This window comes from Cytobacillus spartinae, from assembly GCF_042865285.1.
Classification (GTDB): Bacteria; Bacillota; Bacilli; order Bacillales; family Cytobacillaceae; genus Robertmurraya_A; species Robertmurraya_A spartinae.
Window position 1 is genome coordinate 117,384 of the sequence record NZ_JBIACK010000012.1, and the last position, 20,992, is coordinate 138,375.

Annotated in this window: 24 protein-coding genes; 19 read left to right on the forward strand and 5 right to left on the reverse strand. The window is 37.5% G+C overall.

Features of this window, described 5'->3' with window-relative positions; translation table 11 throughout:
• The first annotated feature begins 199 nt into the window (after positions 1–199).
• Positions 200–340, forward strand: a complete 141-nt coding sequence (locus ACFYKX_RS20575; protein WP_389363169.1) for a hypothetical protein — start codon at positions 200–202, stop codon at positions 338–340.
• A gap of 86 nt (positions 341–426) precedes the next feature.
• Here ACFYKX_RS20575 and ACFYKX_RS20580 read toward each other — a convergent pair whose 3' ends face one another.
• From ACFYKX_RS20580 to ACFYKX_RS20595, 4 genes are all read right to left on the reverse strand, one after another.
• A complete protein-coding gene (locus ACFYKX_RS20580; RefSeq protein WP_389363171.1) occupies positions 427–690 on the reverse strand; it encodes a hypothetical protein in 264 nt (87 codons plus the stop codon).
• Positions 668–1,186, reverse strand: coding sequence for an RNA polymerase sigma factor (locus ACFYKX_RS20585; protein ID WP_389363234.1), 519 nt, complete (start codon positions 1,184–1,186; stop codon positions 668–670). Before ACFYKX_RS20585 ends, ACFYKX_RS20580 begins: the two co-directional genes overlap by 23 nt.
• Before the next feature lie 22 nt (positions 1,187–1,208).
• Entirely contained in the window at positions 1,209–1,577 is a 369-nt protein-coding gene (locus ACFYKX_RS20590; protein WP_389363172.1) for a group-specific protein, read from the reverse strand.
• A gap of 106 nt (positions 1,578–1,683) precedes the next feature.
• Positions 1,684–2,820, reverse strand: a complete 1,137-nt coding sequence (locus tag ACFYKX_RS20595) for a PP2C family protein-serine/threonine phosphatase (RefSeq protein ID WP_389363174.1) — start codon at positions 2,818–2,820, stop codon at positions 1,684–1,686.
• 194 nt (positions 2,821–3,014) lie between these two features.
• Here ACFYKX_RS20595 and ACFYKX_RS20600 point away from each other — a divergent pair, with 194 nt between their 5' ends.
• From ACFYKX_RS20600 to ACFYKX_RS20640, 9 genes are all read left to right on the forward strand, one after another.
• The gene (locus ACFYKX_RS20600; protein WP_389363176.1) at positions 3,015–4,379 is read left to right on the forward strand and encodes a protoglobin domain-containing protein; all 1,365 of its coding nucleotides are present in this window, start codon (positions 3,015–3,017) and stop codon (positions 4,377–4,379) included.
• A gap of 138 nt (positions 4,380–4,517) precedes the next feature.
• The gene (locus ACFYKX_RS20605) at positions 4,518–4,838 is read left to right on the forward strand and encodes a hypothetical protein (protein WP_389363178.1); all 321 of its coding nucleotides are present in this window, start codon (positions 4,518–4,520) and stop codon (positions 4,836–4,838) included.
• Positions 4,835–5,257 (forward strand): ATP-binding protein, encoded by a 423-nt coding sequence (locus ACFYKX_RS20610; protein WP_389363180.1) that lies wholly within the window; start codon positions 4,835–4,837, stop codon positions 5,255–5,257. Before ACFYKX_RS20605 ends, ACFYKX_RS20610 begins: the two co-directional genes overlap by 4 nt.
• Positions 5,247–5,552: an STAS domain-containing protein gene (locus tag ACFYKX_RS20615; protein WP_389363181.1), complete on the forward strand. Its 306-nt coding sequence runs from the start codon at positions 5,247–5,249 to the stop codon at positions 5,550–5,552. Before ACFYKX_RS20610 ends, ACFYKX_RS20615 begins: the two co-directional genes overlap by 11 nt.
• A gap of 207 nt (positions 5,553–5,759) precedes the next feature.
• On the forward strand, positions 5,760–6,452 hold the full coding sequence (locus ACFYKX_RS20620; RefSeq protein ID WP_389363183.1) for an alpha/beta hydrolase: 693 nt from the start codon (positions 5,760–5,762) through the stop codon (positions 6,450–6,452).
• A 603-nt stretch (positions 6,453–7,055) separates the two neighbouring features.
• Positions 7,056–8,537 (forward strand): DEAD/DEAH box helicase, encoded by a 1,482-nt coding sequence (locus ACFYKX_RS20625; protein ID WP_389363184.1) that lies wholly within the window; start codon positions 7,056–7,058, stop codon positions 8,535–8,537.
• A 169-nt stretch (positions 8,538–8,706) separates the two neighbouring features.
• Positions 8,707–9,669 carry a UV DNA damage repair endonuclease UvsE gene (gene uvsE, locus ACFYKX_RS20630; protein WP_389363186.1) on the forward strand — a complete coding sequence of 321 codons (963 nt, stop codon included), beginning with the start codon at positions 8,707–8,709 and terminating at the stop codon, positions 9,667–9,669.
• Between the two features lie 74 nt (positions 9,670–9,743).
• A complete protein-coding gene (locus ACFYKX_RS20635; protein WP_389363188.1) occupies positions 9,744–10,223 on the forward strand; it encodes a PH domain-containing protein in 480 nt (159 codons plus the stop codon).
• On the forward strand, positions 10,216–11,673 hold the full coding sequence (locus ACFYKX_RS20640) for a PH domain-containing protein (protein ID WP_389363190.1): 1,458 nt from the start codon (positions 10,216–10,218) through the stop codon (positions 11,671–11,673). The genes ACFYKX_RS20635 and ACFYKX_RS20640 overlap by 8 nt, the downstream gene beginning before the upstream one ends.
• A gap of 34 nt (positions 11,674–11,707) precedes the next feature.
• On the opposite strand, the gene ACFYKX_RS20645 is transcribed toward ACFYKX_RS20640, so the two are convergent.
• On the reverse strand, positions 11,708–12,433 hold the full coding sequence (locus tag ACFYKX_RS20645; RefSeq protein ID WP_389363192.1) for a rhomboid family intramembrane serine protease: 726 nt from the start codon (positions 12,431–12,433) through the stop codon (positions 11,708–11,710).
• A gap of 227 nt (positions 12,434–12,660) precedes the next feature.
• Here ACFYKX_RS20645 and acpS point away from each other — a divergent pair, with 227 nt between their 5' ends.
• The 9 genes from acpS (at position 12,661) to ACFYKX_RS20690 (ending at position 20,953) form a co-directional block, all read left to right on the forward strand.
• On the forward strand, positions 12,661–13,050 hold the full coding sequence (gene acpS, locus ACFYKX_RS20650) for a holo-ACP synthase (protein ID WP_389363194.1): 390 nt from the start codon (positions 12,661–12,663) through the stop codon (positions 13,048–13,050).
• 1,157 nt (positions 13,051–14,207) lie between these two features.
• Entirely contained in the window at positions 14,208–15,227 is a 1,020-nt protein-coding gene (locus ACFYKX_RS20655) for a LolA family protein (RefSeq protein WP_389363196.1), read from the forward strand.
• Positions 15,228–15,643: 416 nt separating this feature from the next.
• Positions 15,644–16,810, forward strand: a complete 1,167-nt coding sequence (gene alr, locus ACFYKX_RS20660) for an alanine racemase (RefSeq protein ID WP_389363198.1) — start codon at positions 15,644–15,646, stop codon at positions 16,808–16,810.
• A gap of 390 nt (positions 16,811–17,200) precedes the next feature.
• Positions 17,201–17,482 (forward strand): CopG family ribbon-helix-helix protein, encoded by a 282-nt coding sequence (locus tag ACFYKX_RS20665; RefSeq protein ID WP_389363200.1) that lies wholly within the window; start codon positions 17,201–17,203, stop codon positions 17,480–17,482.
• Positions 17,483–17,486: 4 nt separating this feature from the next.
• Positions 17,487–17,837 (forward strand): type II toxin-antitoxin system endoribonuclease NdoA, encoded by a 351-nt coding sequence (gene ndoA, locus ACFYKX_RS20670; RefSeq protein WP_389363202.1) that lies wholly within the window; start codon positions 17,487–17,489, stop codon positions 17,835–17,837.
• A gap of 501 nt (positions 17,838–18,338) precedes the next feature.
• Entirely contained in the window at positions 18,339–19,169 is an 831-nt protein-coding gene (locus tag ACFYKX_RS20675; protein ID WP_389363203.1) for an RsbT co-antagonist protein RsbRA, read from the forward strand.
• The gene (locus ACFYKX_RS20680; protein WP_389363205.1) at positions 19,169–19,525 is read left to right on the forward strand and encodes an STAS domain-containing protein; all 357 of its coding nucleotides are present in this window, start codon (positions 19,169–19,171) and stop codon (positions 19,523–19,525) included. Before ACFYKX_RS20675 ends, ACFYKX_RS20680 begins: the two co-directional genes overlap by 1 nt.
• Before the next feature lie 4 nt (positions 19,526–19,529).
• Positions 19,530–19,931 carry an anti-sigma regulatory factor gene (locus tag ACFYKX_RS20685; RefSeq protein WP_389363207.1) on the forward strand — a complete coding sequence of 134 codons (402 nt, stop codon included), beginning with the start codon at positions 19,530–19,532 and terminating at the stop codon, positions 19,929–19,931.
• Positions 19,932–19,942: 11 nt separating this feature from the next.
• Positions 19,943–20,953: a PP2C family protein-serine/threonine phosphatase gene (locus ACFYKX_RS20690; protein WP_389363236.1), complete on the forward strand. Its 1,011-nt coding sequence runs from the start codon at positions 19,943–19,945 to the stop codon at positions 20,951–20,953.
• Positions 20,954–20,992 lie beyond the last annotated feature (39 nt).

A 20,992-nucleotide genomic window follows, 5' to 3' on the forward strand; every position in this document is an offset into this window, starting at 1 on the left:
AAGAAGGGTGAAGTTCTGACAGGAGCGGAGGCAAACCGCTTCATTGAGTCAGAAGAAGAGGTAAGTTCTGACAGGGGCGAAGGAAATAGGCTTGGTTGAGTCAGAAGAAGAGTCGAGTTCTGACAGGAGCGGAGGCAAACCGCTTCATTGAGTCAGAAGAAGAGGTAAGTTCTGACAGGAGCGAAGGAAATAGGCTTGGTTGAGTCAGAAGAAGAGTCGAGTTCTGACAGGAACGGAGGAAATAGGCTTCGTTGAGTCAGAAGAAGAGCCGAGTTCTGACAGGAGCGGAGGAAAATCGCTTGGTCGAGTCAGAAGAATAGTTAAGTTCCTATTATTATAATTCTTCACACAAGCATACCAATCGTATCCGGTCTGGTATGCTTTTTTCTATTCCAACTTACTCCCAAGCGGCCCTCCCGCATTTATCTAAAGAGATACACTAATGATCTGCAATAGTACAAGAACAGTCCCAATAACCAAAGGTGTAATGGCTAACCGAACTAAACTTCCAGACGCATTCACAATGGGTTCAAATGGATTTTGAGACGGTGACGCCAAGTACCCTAAAAGTCTAGAAAAACGGCTTTTCTTCATTGGGAAGTCAGGGGTGTCAACTTGGTAGGAATCCAAGTGCATTTTTAAAATGGGATCATTCTCAAGGGAGTTGTTATTCTGCTCGTTCTTTTCCAATAGTGTCCACCTCCAATAACTGCCGTAGATTTTTAATAGAATGATGTAATCTTGACTTCACAGTCCCAACTGGAATCCCGATTACTTCGGAAATCTCAGAGTGTGTCATTTCGTGATAATAGCTTAATAAAACCACTGCTCTTTGTGATTCTGGTAACTTTGAAATGGCTTCCCTAATCGTAATTCGATCCTCATAAAGGGGTGTATCCGTTGTTCGAGGTACTAAAAAAGGGACGATTCTTTGCCAAGTTTTCCTTCTGTTCACTTTTGTAATCATAAGATGATAAGCGATTTGAAAGAGATAGGTTTTTACACTAGCTTTTGAGGGATTGTAGTTGCGACTGTTCGTGTGAAGCTTAATAAACGAATCTTGAACGAGATCAATACTTAGCTGTTCATCTTTTGTAAATCGGAATAAAAACGCATATAAAGAAGGCTTTAGCAACACATATAACCGGTTGAAGGCCTCCTTATCGCCATTTTGGAACTGAAGCATTAATTCAGTTGTTGCATCTGGGTTAACGGTCATCTCCGTATATCTCCTTAATCCCTTTTAAAACCAATGACAGTCGGATAATTAAGTATAAAGCTCCCACAATCGTCCATGATTGCCCCTGGTTAGTAAAAAATTGAACATAAGGGCTCTCAATGGTTTCTCCTGATGAAATGAGGAAATTTAAGATTTGAACGCATACAATCGCGTATATGGCCACTGTTACCGAGAGTGTATCAAATACATTCCACCGAAAAAGAATCTTCGACTTTTGAAAGTTGATTTTTCCATTTTCTCTCACAATATATTTTCGATCCATTGGAATCACAATTGCTAGAATAATAACAATTAAAATGGCTTGAACAATCATTGAAATAATAAAACCTTTATCCATAAAAAAATTCCCTTCTTTTTCAGTTTACATCTTATACAAACGAAAGAAAGGAATGGTTCAATATTTTTTTATTTTTTTCGAAAAATGATCTAAACAGTCGGTAACGCTATAAAACGGTCAAAGCAATCGCGCATATATCATCACTAACCGGTGCTAATTTTTTGCGATCGGAAAGAATTTTTTCTAGCATATGCTGCTCATCTTTATGTTCATAAGTGAAAAGATAATTTTTTACATCCTCTAGATAATTAGCCTTTAAAGAATATGGAGTTTCAATTAATCCGTCGGTGAATAAGAGGAGCTTTCCTGGTGCTTCATAAAAAATCGTTTCACATTCAATTTGTGGTTCATGAATTAGCCCAATAGGGACCATTCCTTTCTCTAAAGATGAGAGTTTTCCGTTTTGTAAAAGAAGACCAGGTTGATGACCGGCATTCACATATGAAATCTTTCTTTCTTGTGTGTTTACATACATGATAAATGCGGTGAAATATGAAGTAACATACTTTTCTTTTCCAATCTGCTCGAACATCTTAAGCATATGTTCATTAAGTTCTTTTGCAATGATAGAGGGGTTTTTTACACGCTTAAACAGCCCTGGGAATAATGAACGCATTGCCATGCTAACTAAAGCTGCATGAACCCCGTGGCCACTCACATCAATTAGAATTAACCCATATTCGTGAGGAGCTATTTTTGTCCAATAGTAAAGATCCCCTGATAAGAGTTCAGATGGCTCATAGATTGCTCGAATTTTTATATCGTCTCTCGTGAATTCATTTGGTAAAACTAATTGCTGAATTCGCTTGGCAAATTCAAGTTCTTCGGTTAAAGCGTTAATGGCCTTTTCTAATTCCTTTTCCTTTTTAATTCTTCGATTAACTTCTTTTTGATAAGTTAGTAAGAGTCTTACACGAAGCAACAGTTCAGTGTCTGTAGGTTCGGAAACGACGTCAAACAGCAAATCAGGAGTTACTGACACATCTTCATAGAAAGAAGCTTTATTTGTAATGGCAAGTAGGGGAAGTTGGTGATAACGACAAAACTGAAGGGCTCTTTGAATGGTTTCACCAAATAGCTTTCCTTTAAAAATAAGCAGAGAACTAGGCTTTATTCTTGAGGGGCCCGAATTCACGATTAGGCTCTCGAGATTAACCAAATAAACCTCTTCATGCTCCCGATATAAAATCTCCTTCATTACCTTAATCTCAGATGGATTCGTATTCAACAAATATATTGCCATCAAAGTTTCCCCTTGCTTTCATATTCACCTTTTAGACTGATTCTAACATAGATTGCTAGACACCCATTGTTTAAGAAGCAATGTTAATAAAAAATTCATAATTTTGTTATATATGGAAATAGAAAGTGAAACTGATTCTATTATACTAGGGATAGAATAGGTAAAAAGTTTCAGTAGGAAGTAGGAGGACGAACATGGGTGGATGTCCATTTAAATCAATCGTAAAAAACGAAAAAGGAGCTTTTAATTTTTCAAAAAGCAAACCAGTACCTAGCCTGCAGCAGACAGGGGGCTCTGATAGACAAATAAATAAGAGCTTTGGGGAACTCTTGAGAGGAAAAGAAGCTGCACAAATAAATTTTGTTGGACTAACCGAAGAGGATATTCAAAACCTAGTACAGATTCGTGCAATTATGGAGAAAAACGCTCCAGTTATTGTCGATGCTTTTTATACCCGGCTTCAAGAAATGCCTAACTTATTAGACATCATCAATCATCACTCAACAATCGATAAGTTAAAAAAGACGCTTACTCAATATTTACTTGATATGGTTTCTGGGGATATCGGAGAAAAATATGTGATACGAAGAAAAATTATTGGAAATGTTCACAATCGAATCGGGCTTTTCCCAGAATGGTATATAGGGGCATATACCCTTATTCAGAACGAAACACTTCGTATATTAACAAAGGAGTTAGACACGTGGGAAGAAGTTATGAAGTATTATACATCCTTCCAAAAACTTTGTTCCTTTGATATGCAAATTGGGATAGAGACCTATATTGAGTCGTACACTTCTTCAATGATGAAGTTGAATGAAATTGAAGAACTTCAATACAGATTAAACGATTCTGCTTCGACATTAGCGGCAAGTGCAGAGCAGACGACTTCTTCCATAGCAGATAAAGAAGAATTAGTAGAACAAATGCTTTCTGAGATTTCTTCCATTGTAAGTTCATCTAAGGAGATGATTTCTTCCGTTGAGGATGGAAAACAGGATGTATCTTCTGCATTAACAAAAGTTGATAAGGTTGTAGACTTGATTGAAACAACGAAAACATTAACCTATGAGTTAAGTGAAAGTTCAACCAAAATTGGGCAAGTGGTAAAAACCATCCGTGGAATCTCTAATCAGACGAATATTTTATCCTTAAATGCGGCGATTGAAGCGGCTAGAGCTGGAGAGCATGGGAGAGGCTTCTCGATTGTAGCACAAGAGGTTAGAAAGTTAGCTCATCAAACTGAGCAAGCATTAGACCATATTCAAGGTCAGATCGGAACGGTTCAAGAAACCATCGAAAAATTTGAACAGAGTTTTAGTCACATCGTTGAAGAGACAAGTCTGTTTAGAGAAACAAATCGGAATATTATTCAAATTCTTGAGACATCCGTGGACAGCGTAAAATCTAGCGATAGCAGAATAAAAAACTTTAATGGCTTTATTAATGATTTTAAAAAGACTTTTGAGGAAGTCTCGACTGCTTCATACCAAATAGCCGAAATGGCAGAGCAATTGAGCTATTTAAACAATCAGTTAACAGATAAGTTTCGAAATTAGTAGCCAGATTATATGAAAATCTTGTTCATCCTTGTGTGATGATGGAGTATGTAGGGGGATTTACAGACAAGGTTAAAGACCAATATATATAGAAATCGATAGTAGGCTTTTATCTGTATTGAAAAGGGGTATGGGGGTATGAATCAACAAGTACGATTAAAGTTTGAGCACGAAGAGTTTTTAAGTTTGGAGGAAATGACGATAAAGCTCTTAAATGATGCAAATGAAAGAATTATTCGTATTGATCTTGGTGAACTACCAAATGAACGTGAAGAGAGGAATTACGCAAAATTTCGCCTTATGCACATAGAAAGATGTTATGAGGGGCATGTTCATGAAAGTTATCGGTCTATCTATAATTCTTTATGGAGTCAGCTTTATCGCCTAGAACATCAAGGGAATTATACAAATCCATATTTAAAAACACTATTAGAGCGCTTACGCACTGTAAAGCTATGAAAATCTTTGAAATCACAATGCTAGAACAAACGAATTTATCTTCATGTGTGAATGCTGTTTTAGAGAAAATTGACTATATAAGTGACTATTCCTGCTCAGAAACATTCGTTTATAATATCAAGCTGGCATTATGGGAAGTTTTCACGAATTTTATTTGTCATGGCAATGAATGTTCAAGATGCAACATCCAGGTAAGAATTGATGAGACGGAGACAGAGATTGCTTTGACCATTACATCAATAGGCAACCAGTTTGATTGGGAAAAATATAAAGGGATGGATTGTCCTGACAATGATCAAGTAGGAGGAAGAGGATTATATATTCTTCAACACATTTGTGATCATCTTTCTTATGAGAATATGGGACAAGTGATTAAAATGAGGTTTGATAAGGAGAGGAAGTATACGAATGTTAATTGATATATTAGGGAAAGATGATGTTCTCTGTGCTAGCTTTTATAGTGACTTGCACTTTGAAACATCACGTCAAATAGAAGAAGAATTAGCAAAATTTCAGCTTCCAAATGAAATAAAAAAGGTGATTATTGATTTTTCTAGGGTTCGTTTTGTCGATAGTTCTGGGATAAGTCTGCTTCTTAAGTGGATTCATCCGATGACGACAAAAGCAAGTGTTGAACTTGTCCATGTTAGTGAGCCGGTCCACAATATTTTGAAGATCTGCAAGATCGATCAGTTTGCTGCCATAAAATCATAAGAATACAAGAGGCTTGTGTAAAAGTTAATCGAAGATTGCTTTTGTGCAAGTTTTTTTATATGAAACCTTTGAGTGGCTTATATCCATTTTAAAAAAGAGTGCCCTAAAGCGTTTAATTAGAATTTTTTATGGGGAAAGGTGTAAAATATACAGAGTTAAGAACGTAATCTTCATGTGTTCTGAAGTAGCGATGAGGTGGTGTTTTTTGTGATTGGCTGCTTATGTATACACGGTTTTACAGGAGCTCCATCTGAGGTGGAGCCGTTGGTTGAACATTTAAAATCACATACGAATTGGCGTTTAGTTGTGCCAACGTTACCTGGACATGGAGAAATACTTTCTTTGAAGGGTATACGGTATAATCAATGGATTGAGCATGCCGAGAAAGAACTTGAAAAGCTATTAGATGAGTGCGAAAAAGTATATGTGATTGGTTTTTCGATGGGTGGCTTAATAGCAAGTCATCTTGCCGTTCATTATCCTATAGATAAGCTCGTACTCTTAAGTGCAGCTGCATACTATGTTAACCCTAAACAGCTCGTTCTCGATGTGAAGGACATGGTTAGGGATTCTTTTAAGGGGAAACTATTTGATAATGAGTTGTATATTAGATACAAAAGAAAAATAAAGGAAACTCCTGTTACCGCAACCTTACAATTTCGAAAATTGGTTGCACAAGTAAGACCAGTATTATCAAAAGTAAGTGTTCCAACCTTTATTGCACAGGGAGAGATTGATGGCGTTGTACCTCCTAAAAGTGCACAATACTTGTATGAACGAATAAGTACACCAGAGAAAAAACTATTATATTTTAAGAACTCCAAACACTTGATTTGCCACTGTGATGAACGTGAAAAACTGTTTACAGAAATCCTTGCTTTTTTAAATGGAAAATCTTAGCTTCCGTTATATCCCTTTAATCCCTTTTATTGCATTCAAACCGCTAAAATGTTAAGATTACCTCAAAGTGTCAACGAGAATTTTTACAGCTCTGGGCATGCTCCATGATGGAGAATGTCTTTTTTCACTTTTTAGACTAGAATGTTTAGGAAAGCCCTAAAGGCCGACTTTGCATTACAGGTTACGTTACACACATAGATGTAACCCTACGAACATAACGTGAAACTTCCATATAGTGGAGGATTTTCTTCACTTTTTAATGGTTAGTTCTGTTCTACTGTCAGTTATTCGTTTTTCAAACGAACATATAAAGGACGATAAACCCTGATTGTTTAACATAACCCTCTGCTGGTAAGTTTCACTCGAGTCTCTTTACTTCGTTGTGAGGAGACAATGGTCAACGGTGAACGAGAAATAATATTTTTAATGAAGTGAATGATTCATAAGTATTTTTAAAAATTGGAAAACGGACCATATTTTTGGTAACTACGTAGTTTGACGGGGGTTATCTTGCGTGATTTTAACACAATGTTAGTTCTGTTCGTTTTTCGGTCTGACTAAGTACCTTATGAAATTTACTCAAGTAGAAGGAGAATGAACACATTGACGACAAAGTTTCAAGATTTAGGAATTAGTTCAGCCACAATGAAATCGCTGAAAAGAATGGGATTTGAGGAAGCAACGCCAGTACAGGCCCAAACGATCCCTTTAAGCTTAGAAAATAAAGACTTAATTGGGCAAGCTCAAACAGGTACTGGGAAAACAGCTGCATTTGGAATTCCGATGATCGATAAGATTGATACGAACTCAACCGTGATTCAAGGCATTGTCATTGCCCCTACAAGAGAGCTAGCTATTCAAGTGTCTGAGGAACTTTACAAAATTGGTTACGGAAAAAGAGTAAGAGTGCTATCAATTTTTGGTGGCCAAGATATCAACCGCCAAATTCGTGCTTTGAAGAATCATCCTCATATTATCGTTGGAACTCCGGGACGTATCTTAGACCATATTAACCGTAAAACCATTCGCCTTGAAAATATTAGCACAGTTGTTCTAGATGAAGCGGATGAGATGCTAAATATGGGATTCATTGATGATATTGAGTCTATCCTTTCAAAGACTCCAGCAGAGCGCCAAACACTACTTTTCTCTGCAACCATGCCAGCACCTATTCAAAGAATGGCTGAGAAGTTCATGAAAGATCCGCAAATCGTTCGTGTAAAAGCAAAGGAAATGACGGTTCCACTAATCGACCAATATTATTTAGAAGTTCAAGAGAAGAGCAAGTTTGATGTTCTAACTAGACTTCTTAATATTCAATCTCCAGAACTTGCGATTGTTTTTGGTCGTACAAAAAGAAGAGTTGATGAACTTTCGGAAGCATTGAATCTAAGAGGGTATATGGCAGAAGGAATTCACGGTGACCTTACCCAAGCTAAACGCATGTCTGTATTAAGGAAGTTTAAAGAAGGATCTATCGACGTCCTTGTTGCTACAGATGTTGCAGCCCGTGGATTAGATATATCGGGTGTAACACATGTTTATAACTTTGACATTCCGCAAGACCCAGAAAGTTATGTTCATCGAATTGGACGTACAGGTCGTGCAGGAAAAGCGGGTGTAGCGATGACGTTTATTACACCACGTGAGAAGTCTTATTTACATGTTGTTGAAAAAACGACGAAGAGAAAAATGGAGCGCATGAAGCCACCAACATTAGATGAGGCTCTTGAAGGCCAACAAAAAGCAGCAATGGAGAAGATTCTACAATCCATTGAGTCCAATAACCTTCAATTCTATAAGCAAGCAGCTGAGGAATTATTAGAGCAACAAGATGCTGCAACAGTTGTGGCGGCAGTATTAAAAATGTTAACAAAAGAGCCAGACAATACACCGGTTAAGCTTTCAGAAGAGAAGCCACTGCCAATGAAACGTGAAAATCGTTCAAATGATCGCAAAGGCGGCGGCTATCGCGGAAGAAACAATAACAATGACCGTGGTGGATCTTATAAGCCTAGACAAGGCCAAGGTCAAGGTGGAAAACGTCCATCTAGTAGTAAGCCAAAATCAAATAGTTATCGTTAAGATAGAAGGGAGAGCAAAATTGCTCTCTCTTTTTTGTGAAATTCTTATAATGAAATAGGCTAATCCTAATACTAATGATGAGGTTTCTATAGAATCCATGGAACCCCTTTGTTCATAAAGACTCACGAAATGAGCCTTACTATAAAAACAAAATGGGCGGTGAATTAAGATGACCATTATTAGATTAGGATATGTAGCAATGAGTGTCCAGCTTCAAAATTGCTCTCCTTCACAGACAATGACCTATCGTCAGTTTTCGCAAATTAAGGATAGAGAAGCGGCTATCAATAAATTAGAGCGAATTGCTATTTCTAACTTACATAATTGTTTACGATTACTCAAACACAATGAAGCAAACGATATCCATTTTTTTCGTTTAAGTTCAAGGCTTATCCCATTAGCAAACCATGAGGAATTGGCCGACTGGAAGTATATGAGACCTTTAAAAGAAGCCTTACATGAGATAGAGGATTATTTAAATAATCATCCAATGAGAGTGGATTTTCATCCTGATCACTTTGTGCTGTTAAACACGAAAAAGATTGATACGTTGAATATGTCGATAAAAACATTAGCTATGCATGAGGCTTTATTGAAGGGAATGGGGATTGATACAGAACACCGTTGCGTTCTTCATGTCGGAGGAGCTTACGAGGACAAAGAAAAGGCTTTAGAGCAATTTATACATAATTGGGGTGTGATTCCTCAGAAAATCCAAAGAATGGTGATGCTCGAAAACGACGATACCACTTTTTCTCTACAAGATACGTTATATCTATGTGAAAAACTTGGTATCCCTTTAGTATTTGACTATCACCATCACCTTGCTAATTTTGAAAACGAAAACTGGCTAGACGATTGGGAGCGAATTGTTTCTACTTGGAGCTATTCAAAACTTCCTGTCAAAATGCATATTTCAAGTCCTAAGTCCGAAAAAGACTTTCGAGCACATGCAGATTTTATCGATAGCGAGATGTTCTTAACGTTCTTAAACGGAATAAAAGGAACCGTGCCTGAAATTCATTGTATGATTGAGGCTAAACAGAAAGATGAAGCACTTTTCAAGCTAGCAGAAGAATTAAAAAATGCTGAGGGTGTAGAGAGGATAGACAACTCGAGCTTTCAAATTTAATAAATAATTATCCAATAAATACAAAATATGGTGTAATAGAAAGGGAGAGTTTTAAGAAGCAGGAGGAAGTATACATGATTTATGAACCGGAAAAAAGGATTTCTGACCGCGCCTTAACAGTCTGGCGTATATCAGGGGCCCTTCAATCAATTTTTACCTTACTATTAGTGGCTGGTGTGGTTAGCCTAACCATTATATTTGATTGGCCATCGTGGATTATAGGAGTCGCCGTATTATTCTTAATGATCTATTGTGTGCTAATGATTTATTTACTCCCGCAGCTTAGGTGGAATCGTTGGCGGTATGAAGTGAGGGACCAAGAAATTGAACTTCAGTACGGTGTATTTATTATAAAAAGAACTTTAGTACCAATGATTCGTGTCCAGCACGTTGATACGAATCAAGGGCCTCTATTAAGGAAGTACGACTTAGCAACTGTTTCTATTTCGACAGCTGCAACTGTACATGAGATTCCTGCCCTTCAATTGGAAGAAGCAGAAGAATTAAGAGTGATAATCTCTAGACTAGCAAGGGTGGCTGATGAGGATGTCTGAGCCGAAAAGATTACATCCGATAGCTGCCCTAATTAACTTTTTCAAACAGTTAAAGGAGTTAATCGTACCGTTTCTCGTTTTTATTGTGTTTGGAAGTAAAGGGACTGACTGGGATTTTCTCTTTTTTATCGGTTCTTTTGCAGTTTTAGTTTTAATTTTAGGAATAGGAATTCTCTCGTGGCTACGTTTTACTTACCGGATTGAAGATGGAGAACTACGGTTGGAATATGGAATTATCGTACGAAAAAAGAGATATATTCCTTTTGATCGGATTCAAAGTTTAGATTTTTCAGAAGGAATCCTACACCGTCCTTTTGGTCTCGTAAAAGTAAAGGTCGAGACTGCAGGCTCTAGTGGAATAAGGGCGCAGGATGCAGAAGCTGTTCTTACAGCTATAAAAAAAGAAGAAGCAGAATCCATTGAGGAGATCTTGTCTTCTTTCAAAAAGTCAGGAAAAACTTTAGATGAAGATGATGCTCAAGAATCCGATACAGCAACTGAAGAAGAGGTAATCTATAAAATATCTCCTGGTGAGCTTTTATTGCTTGCGACTACTTCAGGTGGAGTCGGGGTTGTCATTTCAGCAGTTTTAGCCTTCTTTTTTCAATTTGAGGAGATTATTCCTTACGAAAGAGTGTTTAAAGGGGTAGAGAACTTTATTTCGAATGGGATTATTTTTGTGAGCATTATCGTATTTGTTGGTTTTCTTTTTGCCTGGGTTATTGCCTTAATCGGAACGATGTTAAAGTATGCTGATTTTACTGTAAGAAAGGTCGATGACGATTTAATTATTTCGAGAGGGCTATTAGAAAAAAGGCAAATCACGATTCCTCTGCATCGTATACAGGCTGTACGCATTAGTGAGAATTTAATTAGACAGCCTATCGGTTATGGAGCTGTCATTCTTGAAAGTGCTGGGGGTTCGGCAGCTAACAGTGAGAGCTCTAAGGTTATGGTGCTACCAATTATTAAAAAAGAGCGAATCTCGGGCCTGCTTGAGCCTTATTTAAAGGAATATAAACTAGATGAAAACTTTGTACCTGTGCCGAAAAGAGCACTAGGGAGGTATATTTTAAGAGGTTGGTTGTACCTCATTCCATTCCTTGTCGTGCCGATTATTCTTTTTAAATTCCTTGGATTGTTCTCGCTTATTTTGCTTATCTTCTCAGCTTTATGGTCTTATTTGAAATATAAAGATGCAGGTTGGAATGTTAATAATCATCAACTGAATTTGCGATATAGGACGCTTATTAAACATTCTATTTTTATGAAAAAAAATAAAGTTCAGTCGGTTACCCTAAAAGACAGTTATTTTCAAAGGAGACAGAAGCTTGCTTCCATTCAAGCTACAATTAAATCTGGTGGTGGTGGCGCTGGAGGAACCGTAGTGGATTTAGAAGAATCGGATAGTCTTCAAATCTATAATTGGTATTCTAATTCTGGTATGTAAAAAAAGCGCTCTAATAGCGCTTTTTTACTTATAACTACCTAGATAAGAACCCCAGAATGGCTAATAAAACAATTCCACCAAATAGAAGAAACCGGGGGGAGAATGATGGACTGGATCCTCTGTTATACCTTCTGTTACGTGTAGAAATGGATTGGAAGGTAGTAATCATTTCCTGGCCTTTTCCGAATGTAAGAACTCCTAATAGGAAGCCAGCAATTAGTCCAAAAACATGGGCAGTAATATTTATATTCGATTGAACAAAGGTCATGATGAGTCCGATGACGGCAATCGTCAGGATTACTCGGGAGTTTTCACGAGACATCAGATCCTTTCTAAACATGACAATCGCAATGTATATTCCAAATAACCCGAATATGGAACCGCTTGAACCGACATGGGTATATGTTAAAGGCTGTATAAATAAGGTCGCGATGTTTGCTAATATCCCCGTTGCCAAATATAGAATGATAAAACGTTTCTTTCCTAGCATTCGTTCGAGTCCTGGTCCAAATAACACAAGTGAAAAGCTGTTGAATAGCATATGTGGAAAGCCACTATGAACAAATATTGGTGTAACAAGGCGCCATACTTCACCTTGAACAATATATAGGTTTACACCAGCAAGTGTCTCCATTAACCAAAGGTTTGGAAAAATGGGTACTACCATTAATGCGTATAGTATGATGTGAATGAACAAAATCGCTGTGACAATTGGATAATAGCGCATAAATTCTTTCAGGCTCTCTGTCCTGGTAAACATTTAAAGTCACTCCCTTAGCGTTAAGGTTGGTTTCTATTTGAGTATTAAATGAAAATACGAAAGTTTCTTATTAACATAATAGCCCTAATTGTATTATGTTATCACGTAATACGTTTTACTTTTGGACATTTTGACAAATAGAACATTTGTATATGAAGTTAGAATTTAAACCTATACTCCTATGTATAGGTATGCTTGTACATAGAAAATTAGAAGGAAGATGAAATATGATTTTTGGAACTGGGATTGATATCGTTGAACTACATCGTATTAAAACACTAATTGAACGCCAAAGTAAGTTTGCTGACCGCATTTTAACTCCTTATGAAAAGGAAAAATATGAAATGCTTAAAGAAAGTAGAAAAGTTGAGTTCCTAGCGGGGAGGTTTGCAGCAAAGGAAGCTTTTTCAAAGGCGATAGGAACGGGTATTGGAAAGGAACTCTCTTTTTTAGATATTGAAGTGGCAACTAGTGATAATGGGAAGCCAGCTATTGTTAAACCTTTTAGCGAGGGAGTTCACTTATCTATCTCTCATAGCAGAGAGTATGCTGTTGCGCAAGTTACCATTGAAAAGACAGAGGAGTTGGAGCGTTTTTTAAATAAAGGTGATGTCTAGGCTGGATTATTCAAAAATTGATTATTGATAACCGTTGTTTTTAAGGGTATTTGTGGATGTGCGAATTTATTTTGTTAAGAGTAAGCGTGGTGCTGTTTGAAGTAGAGCGAACTTCGTACAGTGGAAGGAGAAAAAAGCGTGTTGTTGTCTGAAGTAGAGCGAACTTCTTACAGTGGAGGCAGAAAAAAGCGCCGTGGTGTCTGAAGGTGAAGGAACTTCGGACAGTAGAAGGAGAGAAAAGCGTGGTGCTGTCTGAAGTGGAGCGAACTTCGGACAGCAGAAGGAGAGAAAAGCGTGTTGTTGTCTAAAGAAGAGCGAACTTCGAACAGTAGAATCGGAAAATAACGTGGTGCTGTCTGAAGTAGAGCGAACTTCGGACAGCAGAAGGAGAAAAAAGCGTGTTGTTGTCTAAAGAAGAGCGAACTTCGAACAGTAGAATCGGAAAATAACGTGGTGCTGTCTAAAGTAGAGCGAACTTCGGACAGTAGAAGGAGAGAAAAGCGTGGTGCTGTCTGAAGTAGAGTGAACTTCGAACAGCAGAAGGAGAAAAAAGCGTGTTGCTGTCTGAAGTAGAGCGAACTTCGGACAGCAGAAGCAGGAAAAAGTGTGGTGTTGTTTGAAGTAGAGTGAACTTCGGACAGCGGAAGCAGGAAAAAGTGTGTTGCTTTCTGAAGTAGAGCGAACTTCGGACAGCGGAAGCAGGAAAAAGTGTGGTGTTGTCTGAAGTAGAGTGAACTTCGGACAGCGGAAGCAGAAAGTAACGTGGTGCTGGCTGAAGAAGGGCCCACTCGGCCAATAACAACATTCAATGCGTAAACGACGCCCTCAATAAAAGAGAAACACAAGAATGTTCCATCTCTTTTTTACCCCAAACAAAAAAATACAATCTAAAATTCATCAACTACTTGGACATATTCTTAAAGGTTGTCTCATATATTCATAGTGCAATAGGGGAGACAAGACTAGGTTACTTAGACCATATGGGATGAACCTCTTATTTGAATGGTAGGACGGATCAAAGAAGAGGTTCAACCCTAGTGTGTTTCCTATTTTTCTCTCTCCTCACTCGTGTAACGAAGGTGTATTGCTCTTGGCAGGTGGGTAGTCACTGGAGGAGTTAGCCAATCACATGAAATGAGACAAAAGGGGTTGAAGGAATGAAGAAAAATATTTTACTACTTCTTGCCGGACTAATGGTTGTACTTGTGTTGTCAGCCTGCGGGTCCAAATCAAAGGAAGACATTGTTAGTGACTTAAACGGTAAGCTCGATGGTCTAAAAGGGTACAAGGCAAATGCAACGATGACATTGCAAATGGGGACAGAGCCACAAACATACGATGTGGAAATTTGGCATAAGGAGCCTACTTACTACCGAGTGAACCTGAAAAACGCTCAGAAAGACCAAAGCCAAATGATCCTTCGCAACGATGAAGGAGTGTTCGTGTTAACACCTGCTCTTAATAAAAGCTTCCGCTTCCAAAGTGATTGGCCAGAAAACAGTAGCCAAGCTTACCTATATGAGTCTTTAGTAAAAGATATTATTGAGGACAAAGAGGTTAAGTTTAGCTCTACAAAAGAACATTACGTGTTCGAGACAAAAACAAGATATCAAAATAATAAAATGCTTCCTTACCAAGAAATCACTCTTAATAAGAAAGATTTAGCTCCTATTAGTGTGAAAGTATTAGATCCAGATCGTAAAGCTTTAGTAACGGTTGAGTTCACGAAAGTACAATTTGATGCAAGCTTTGATGCTTCTGATTTCGATATGGCTGAAAATATGACGCGTTCTCAATTAGAAGTTCCTGTTATGGCAGACTTAGGTGATGAAGAATTTACGGTTAAATATCCAACAGCTGAAATTCCTGGTGCAAGCTTAATTGAAGAAAAAGAAATGGCTATGGAAGATGGTAAGCGAATCATCTTAACTTACGATGGTGAGAAATCATTCACTCTTGTACAAGAGCAATCGAAAGTTGCGCCTGCTACAGCATCACCAACAACTGTCGTTGGAGAGCCGGTTGATTTAGGCTATACAATTGGTGCAAAAACAGATAAAACGATCACTTGGTCTTACCAAGGTGTTGATTACACACTTGCATCGAATGACTTAACGGAAGAAGAATTGGTGTCCGTTGCAAAATCTGTACAAGTACAGGCAAGCATGGTGAAATAGAATTTTTAAAAACAGGTTCCAGAGGGGCCTGTTTTTTTCTTGCTTGAAAGCGAAGGATTCAAGTTTATATGGCGCTGTAAGAATGCTCGAACTGTTGATCAACACTTTTCAGAAAAAGTGATCTAAAACTGTTCTTATAAATTCCTAATCTCCTCCTAATAAATTTCCAGATAATTTTTGAAGTCTTTTTTCACTTAAACACTTTCGGGCATTTAGAAAAAATTATATAATACTTTCTTAAGTCATTCGTTACCCTTGACAGTTAGCAGTGTGAGTTTGATAATCAAAATTATAAAAAATTGATTCAACACTCGACTTTGTAAAACTTAATTTTAATTAGATGTCTCTTGGTATTATTGCTTCTTAGATTGAAACATTCTTTTTCCAAAAGAGGCCTATAAGGAAGTGAATGTGACTTGGATGGTCAAGGGTTATTTTATCGTGATACATGGGTAGAGGTAGACCTGGATTGTATTGCAGAGAATGTCCAACAAATGCGAAAGTACCTGTCTAACGATGTGGAATTAATGGCTGTTGTAAAAGCAAATGCATATGGACATGGGGATGTTCAGGTTGCTGAGACCGCTCTTAAAGAGGGAGCTTCTTACTTAGCGGTGGCCTTTATGGACGAAGCAATTGCGTTACGGCAAAAAGGTATTGTAGCACCTATCTTGGTTTTGGGAGCTAGCCGACCTGAAGATGTTAACATAGCTGCTCAACACCAAATTACGTTAACTATCTTTCAGCTAGATTGGCTTGAAAAAGCAAGGAAACTGCTGAATCAAAATGCCAATGTAACGATCCATATTAAACTTGATACTGGGATGGGTAGAATCGGAATTAAAGAGAAAAAAGAGTTACAAGCACTTGAATCCATCATGTTGGAGGACTCTAGGTTCAAAATCGAAGGAATGTATACTCATTTCGCCACAGCAGATGAGCCGAATAATAATCTATTTTATAATCAGCAATTAGAGCGATTCCGTACGATGATATCCTGGCTAGATGCTATGCCTAGAATGATTCATGCGAGTAATAGTGCAGGAGCCATGAAAGGAGCCAACGCTCATTTTAATGCGATTAGATTCGGAATTGGTATGTACGGACTAACGCCATCCTTAGAAATGGAACCACATTTACCCTTTCCTTTGAAAGAAGCTTTCTCCTTGCATTCGAGATTGATTCATGTGAAGCAAATATCTAAAGGTGAGACGATTAGTTACGGGGCAACCTATGAAGCGAAAGAGGATGAGTGGATTGGCACTTTGCCAATTGGCTATGCTGATGGGTGGATTCGAAAACTTCAAGGACAAGAAGTAATAATAAATGGTATTAGAGTTCCGATTGTGGGTAGAATATGCATGGACCAATGTATGATTAAACTCCCTTTTAAAGTAGACGTTGGCACAGTCGTTACCCTTATTGGATCACAAGGTGATGAGAAGGTAAGTGTAAATGAAATTGCCCAACGGCTTGATACCATTAATTATGAAATTCCATGTATCATCTCAGACCGAGTTCCGCGCATATACAAACGAGATGGAAGAGCAGTTGAATTAAAAAATTCAGTTCTTACATTTTAATGCAGGGATTAGGTTCTATTATTTAGGTTTTGTGCGTAAAATATGTTGTTTCTTTTGTCTGATTGTAGTTATGATTCGTGCATGAATTCATAAAAAGCTTCAAATTTTATTAAAATTTGAACATATTTATAATAGATGTGCGTAATTATGCATAAAAGGGTATTTTTTTGGCTGATAATACAGAAGAATTAATGAATTGTCTTTGCATCAAGCCCGAATGATGTTAATATTAAATATGGTAGAAGGATTTCATTAAGTAAATCTTAATTGAAAAGCATAAACCTCTTATAAAAAATAAAGACTTATCTTTCGATTAGGCATCATACTTTTTGAAATATGTACTTTAGAAGAGATAAAAATGGTGTGTAGTGATGGTGGAGGTGTATGTTTGTGTCTGAGTCCAGCGCAACAACAGAAATCTTGGTAAAATTACCGCAACATCTTTTAACCGAATTAGATGGTTTTGTTAATCAAGAGAATGTAAACAGAAATGAACTCATTTATCAAGCAACAAAAATGTACTTGCGTGAGCGGAAAAAGAGACAAAATCGCGAATCCATGAGAAGAGGCTACATGGAAATGGCGAAAATCAACTTAACTATTGCTTCTGAAGCGTTCCAAGCAGAATATGAAGCAGAACACACAGTCGAACGTTTAGTAAGCGGGGGATAATCCTTTGATTGTCAAACGTGGTGACGTTTATTTTGCAGACCTATCCCCAGTGGTTGGCTCAGAACAAGGTGGCGTCCGTCCAGTACTTGTCATACAAAACGACATCGGGAATCGGTTTAGTCCCACAGTAATTGTTGCAGCGATTACAGCTCAAATTCAAAAAGCTAAGCTGCCTACTCATGTTGAAATTGATGCGAAGAAATACGGTTTCGAACGGGATTCTGTTATTCTCTTGGAACAAATTCGTACAATTGATAAACAGCGGTTAACCGATAAAATTACCCATCTTGATGACGAAATGATGGAAAAAGTGGATGAAGCTTTGCAAATTAGCCTGGGTCTCATCGAATTTTAATCAATCACGCTCTTTCATAAAAAAGGGCGTTTTTTTATAACGTCAGAAAATATGTATTTGGTATATAAGTATATACAGGTATATCAAAAATATTATTTTTTCAGATGTTATAGGGGAATTTCTTTCCCTTACATAGCCTATTCCAAAAAATAACATATGTGTTTCTGCAAGGGCGAGTTATTATACTCGTCCTTATTTTTTGTGATGCCATTCCAAGCTCCTCAATCCAATAAATCATGCGGAGTCCTTACGATTTTTATAATAGAAGGCGAGTGCTAAAAACGTGTATGCAAGCATAAATATTTTAAATGTTTCTATATAATTGTTATCATTATATTAAGTATACCTTGATGTTGTTTACTCATATAAAGGTTTATATAGATATACAGCAAATGGATAGCTATTATGATATTTACCCAGATGAGTTGTAATAAAACAATCATGGTAAGTCACTCAACACTTATTAAAAACACACTTTGCACTATCATGGGGGAGGATAAAATGAATAAGAAAATTATCAGCTACATTCATAGTCATGAGGATGAAATCTTAAATAAGTGGATTGAAAAAATGAAGGAAAAATCGGATGAAAGAGTTCTTCGAGTAGTCTCTGATCAGGTTTTTGTGGGGACAAGCCGAGAGTTTATTGAACTAATCATTTCTAATTTACGAGACTCTACCGAGGAATATAACGAAAGACTTAGTGATTTTGCTGAAAAGGTAGTTAGACTTGCTTGGCCTTTAAGTTTTGTTACAGAGGGCTTACATTTATTTTCACGTATCGTGTTTGAAGGAATAGAAAGTTCCGAAAACATCTCCAAAGACGACCAAATGAAAGTATACTATGAGCTTGATCGTTGGTTAACTCCGATGTCCAATGAAATTGTCAATATGTACTCTACTACTTGGGAACGTACGGTCTCCCTACAAAAAATTGCCCTCCAAGAGCTATCTGCACCTTTAATACCAGTATTTGAAGGTATATCTGTTATGCCTTTAGTCGGTACTATCGATACTGAACGAGCTAAACAAATTATGGAAAACCTCCTGAATGGAGTTGTGAAGCATAGATCTGAAGTTGTTTTAATAGATATAACAGGGGTACCGGTCGTTGATACGATGGTTGCTCATCATATTATTCAAGCTGCGGATGCAGTCCGCCTAGTTGGAGCAAAGTGTATGCTAGTTGGAATACGCCCAGAAATTGCCCAAACGATTGTAAACTTAGGGATTAATCTGCAACAATTCACAACGAAAAATACACTGAAGAAAGGGATAGAGGATGCATTGGAGATTACAAACAGGAAAATCGTGAAAGTGAGGGAAGAATAGTGAGAATTCCTATTTTAAAGCTTTATGATTGCTTGTTAGTCTCCATACAATGGGAATTGGATGACCAGACAGCTCTACAGTTTCAGGAAGATTTGCTACATAAAATTCATGAAACGAATGCAAACGGAGTTGTCATTGATATAACTTCAATTGATTTTATTGATTCATTTATAGCTAAGGTTCTTGGGGATGTCATTAATATGTCTAAATTAATGGGTGCTAAAGTTGTCATTACCGGCATCCAACCTGCTGTCGCAATAACCCTAATTGAACTAGGAATAAACTTAGATGATGTCCATACAGCACTAGATCTAGAAAAAGGCTTGGAGAAATTACAACAGGAATTGGGGGATTAATCGAATGACAAACCAATCCTGCGTTAAAATCATTAATGAATGGGACATTGTTGCAGCAAGACAATTAGGTCGTAACGTTGCAAAGGAGCTTGGTTTTGGTACGGTTGACCAAGCGCGAATTACAACAGCAATTAGTGAATTAGCTAGAAATATATATCTATATGCAGGGCAAGGGCAAGTTTGTATTGAGAAAATCTTTGAGGGTGGCAAAGCGGGTTTACAAGTTGATGCTACAGATAGTGGACCTGGAATCAATGATCTTCGTCAAGTGATGGAAGATGGATTTTCGACCTCGGGTGGACTGGGGGCAGGATTACCTGGTGTTCGGAGATTAATGGACGATTTTGTAATCGATTCTTCACCTGGAAATGGAACCAGTATAAAGACTACTAAATGGCTCCGATAGGAAGTGAAATGATGGATTTTCGAGAAATGATGGAATCGAAATACAGAGCTATACTGCAACATTATATATCGGAACGTTCTGAACAAGCTCTTTATCAAGGGCAGAAGTTTAGTCGAAAATCAATAGAAAATAATATATCACCTGAGGAAATTATCAGCCTTCATAAGATGCTTCTTGTAGATATGTACCCGGAGCTACCTGAAGAAGTCATGAATTCCTTTGATATTCTATTGGAAGTTATGATTGGTTATGGACTTGCCTACCGTGAACATCAAAGTTTAAGGCATATGCAGCAGGAACTAAGATCAGAAATTGAGATTGCTGCGAATGTTCAACAAACACTACTGGAAACGCGTATTCCATCCGTTGATGATTTGGACATAGGAGCCATCAGTGTTCCTGCCAAACATATGAATGGAGATTACTTTCATTTTGTTCAAGATGAAAACAATAATATCAGTATTGCTATAGCTGATGTCATTGGTAAGGGAATTCCGGCTGCTCTTTGTATGTCCATGATTAAATATGCGATGGATAGCTTACCGGAAAACCGTAATGAGCCTAGTCAAGTGCTAGAGAACTTAAATCGGGTCGTCGAGCAAAACGTTGACCCGAGTATGTTTATCACGATGTTTTATGGCATGTATAAACAGGAAAATCATTTATTTTCATTTTCTTCGGCTGGTCATGAACCAGGATTCTTTTATGATGCTGAAACGGAAGCGTTTACAGAAATTGAAGCAAAGGGTTTACTTTTAGGTGTCGAAAAAAGAACGAAGTATATTCAATATGAGAAACAAGTGAAAGTCGGGGACATGATTATCCTCATGTCGGACGGAGTAACAGAATGTAGGACAGAAGAAGGTTTTATTGAAAAAGAAACCTTAATCTCATATATAAAGAAGTACAGTCACTTAGGTGCTCAAGAGATTGTGAACAATATCTACAAAGAACTTGAAAAACTTCAACATTTTCAATTGAGGGATGATTTTACTTTAATTATTTTAAGAAGAAAGGTTTAACGACCATTTTCTCAGGGTAAAAGATAAAACCAATTGACA

What these genes read in the sequence shown, in the direction of transcription:
- ACFYKX_RS20605 (WP_389363178.1), top strand. Translation starts at nt 4,518, where the DNA reads ATGAATCAACAAGTACGATTAAAGTTTGAGCACGAAGAGTTTTTAAGT.
- ACFYKX_RS20685 (WP_389363207.1), top strand. Translation starts at nt 19,530, where the DNA reads ATGACAAACCAATCCTGCGTTAAAATCATTAATGAATGGGACATTGTT.
- ACFYKX_RS20655 (WP_389363196.1), top strand. Translation starts at nt 14,208, where the DNA reads ATGAAGAAAAATATTTTACTACTTCTTGCCGGACTAATGGTTGTACTT.
- uvsE (WP_389363186.1), top strand. Translation starts at nt 8,707, where the DNA reads ATGACCATTATTAGATTAGGATATGTAGCAATGAGTGTCCAGCTTCAA.
- ACFYKX_RS20690 (WP_389363236.1), top strand. Translation starts at nt 19,943, where the DNA reads ATGGATTTTCGAGAAATGATGGAATCGAAATACAGAGCTATACTGCAA.
- ACFYKX_RS20635 (WP_389363188.1), top strand. Translation starts at nt 9,744, where the DNA reads ATGATTTATGAACCGGAAAAAAGGATTTCTGACCGCGCCTTAACAGTC.
- ACFYKX_RS20675 (WP_389363203.1), top strand. Translation starts at nt 18,339, where the DNA reads ATGAATAAGAAAATTATCAGCTACATTCATAGTCATGAGGATGAAATC.
- ACFYKX_RS20590 (WP_389363172.1), bottom strand. Translation starts at nt 1,577, where the DNA reads ATGGATAAAGGTTTTATTATTTCAATGATTGTTCAAGCCATTTTAATT.
- ACFYKX_RS20600 (WP_389363176.1), top strand. Translation starts at nt 3,015, where the DNA reads ATGGGTGGATGTCCATTTAAATCAATCGTAAAAAACGAAAAAGGAGCT.
- ACFYKX_RS20585 (WP_389363234.1), bottom strand. Translation starts at nt 1,186, where the DNA reads ATGCTTCAGTTCCAAAATGGCGATAAGGAGGCCTTCAACCGGTTATAT.
- ACFYKX_RS20645 (WP_389363192.1), bottom strand. Translation starts at nt 12,433, where the DNA reads ATGTTTACCAGGACAGAGAGCCTGAAAGAATTTATGCGCTATTATCCA.
- ACFYKX_RS20610 (WP_389363180.1), top strand. Translation starts at nt 4,835, where the DNA reads ATGAAAATCTTTGAAATCACAATGCTAGAACAAACGAATTTATCTTCA.
- ACFYKX_RS20615 (WP_389363181.1), top strand. Translation starts at nt 5,247, where the DNA reads ATGTTAATTGATATATTAGGGAAAGATGATGTTCTCTGTGCTAGCTTT.
- acpS (WP_389363194.1), top strand. Translation starts at nt 12,661, where the DNA reads ATGATTTTTGGAACTGGGATTGATATCGTTGAACTACATCGTATTAAA.
- ACFYKX_RS20640 (WP_389363190.1), top strand. Translation starts at nt 10,216, where the DNA reads ATGTCTGAGCCGAAAAGATTACATCCGATAGCTGCCCTAATTAACTTT.
- ACFYKX_RS20595 (WP_389363174.1), bottom strand. Translation starts at nt 2,820, where the DNA reads ATGGCAATATATTTGTTGAATACGAATCCATCTGAGATTAAGGTAATG.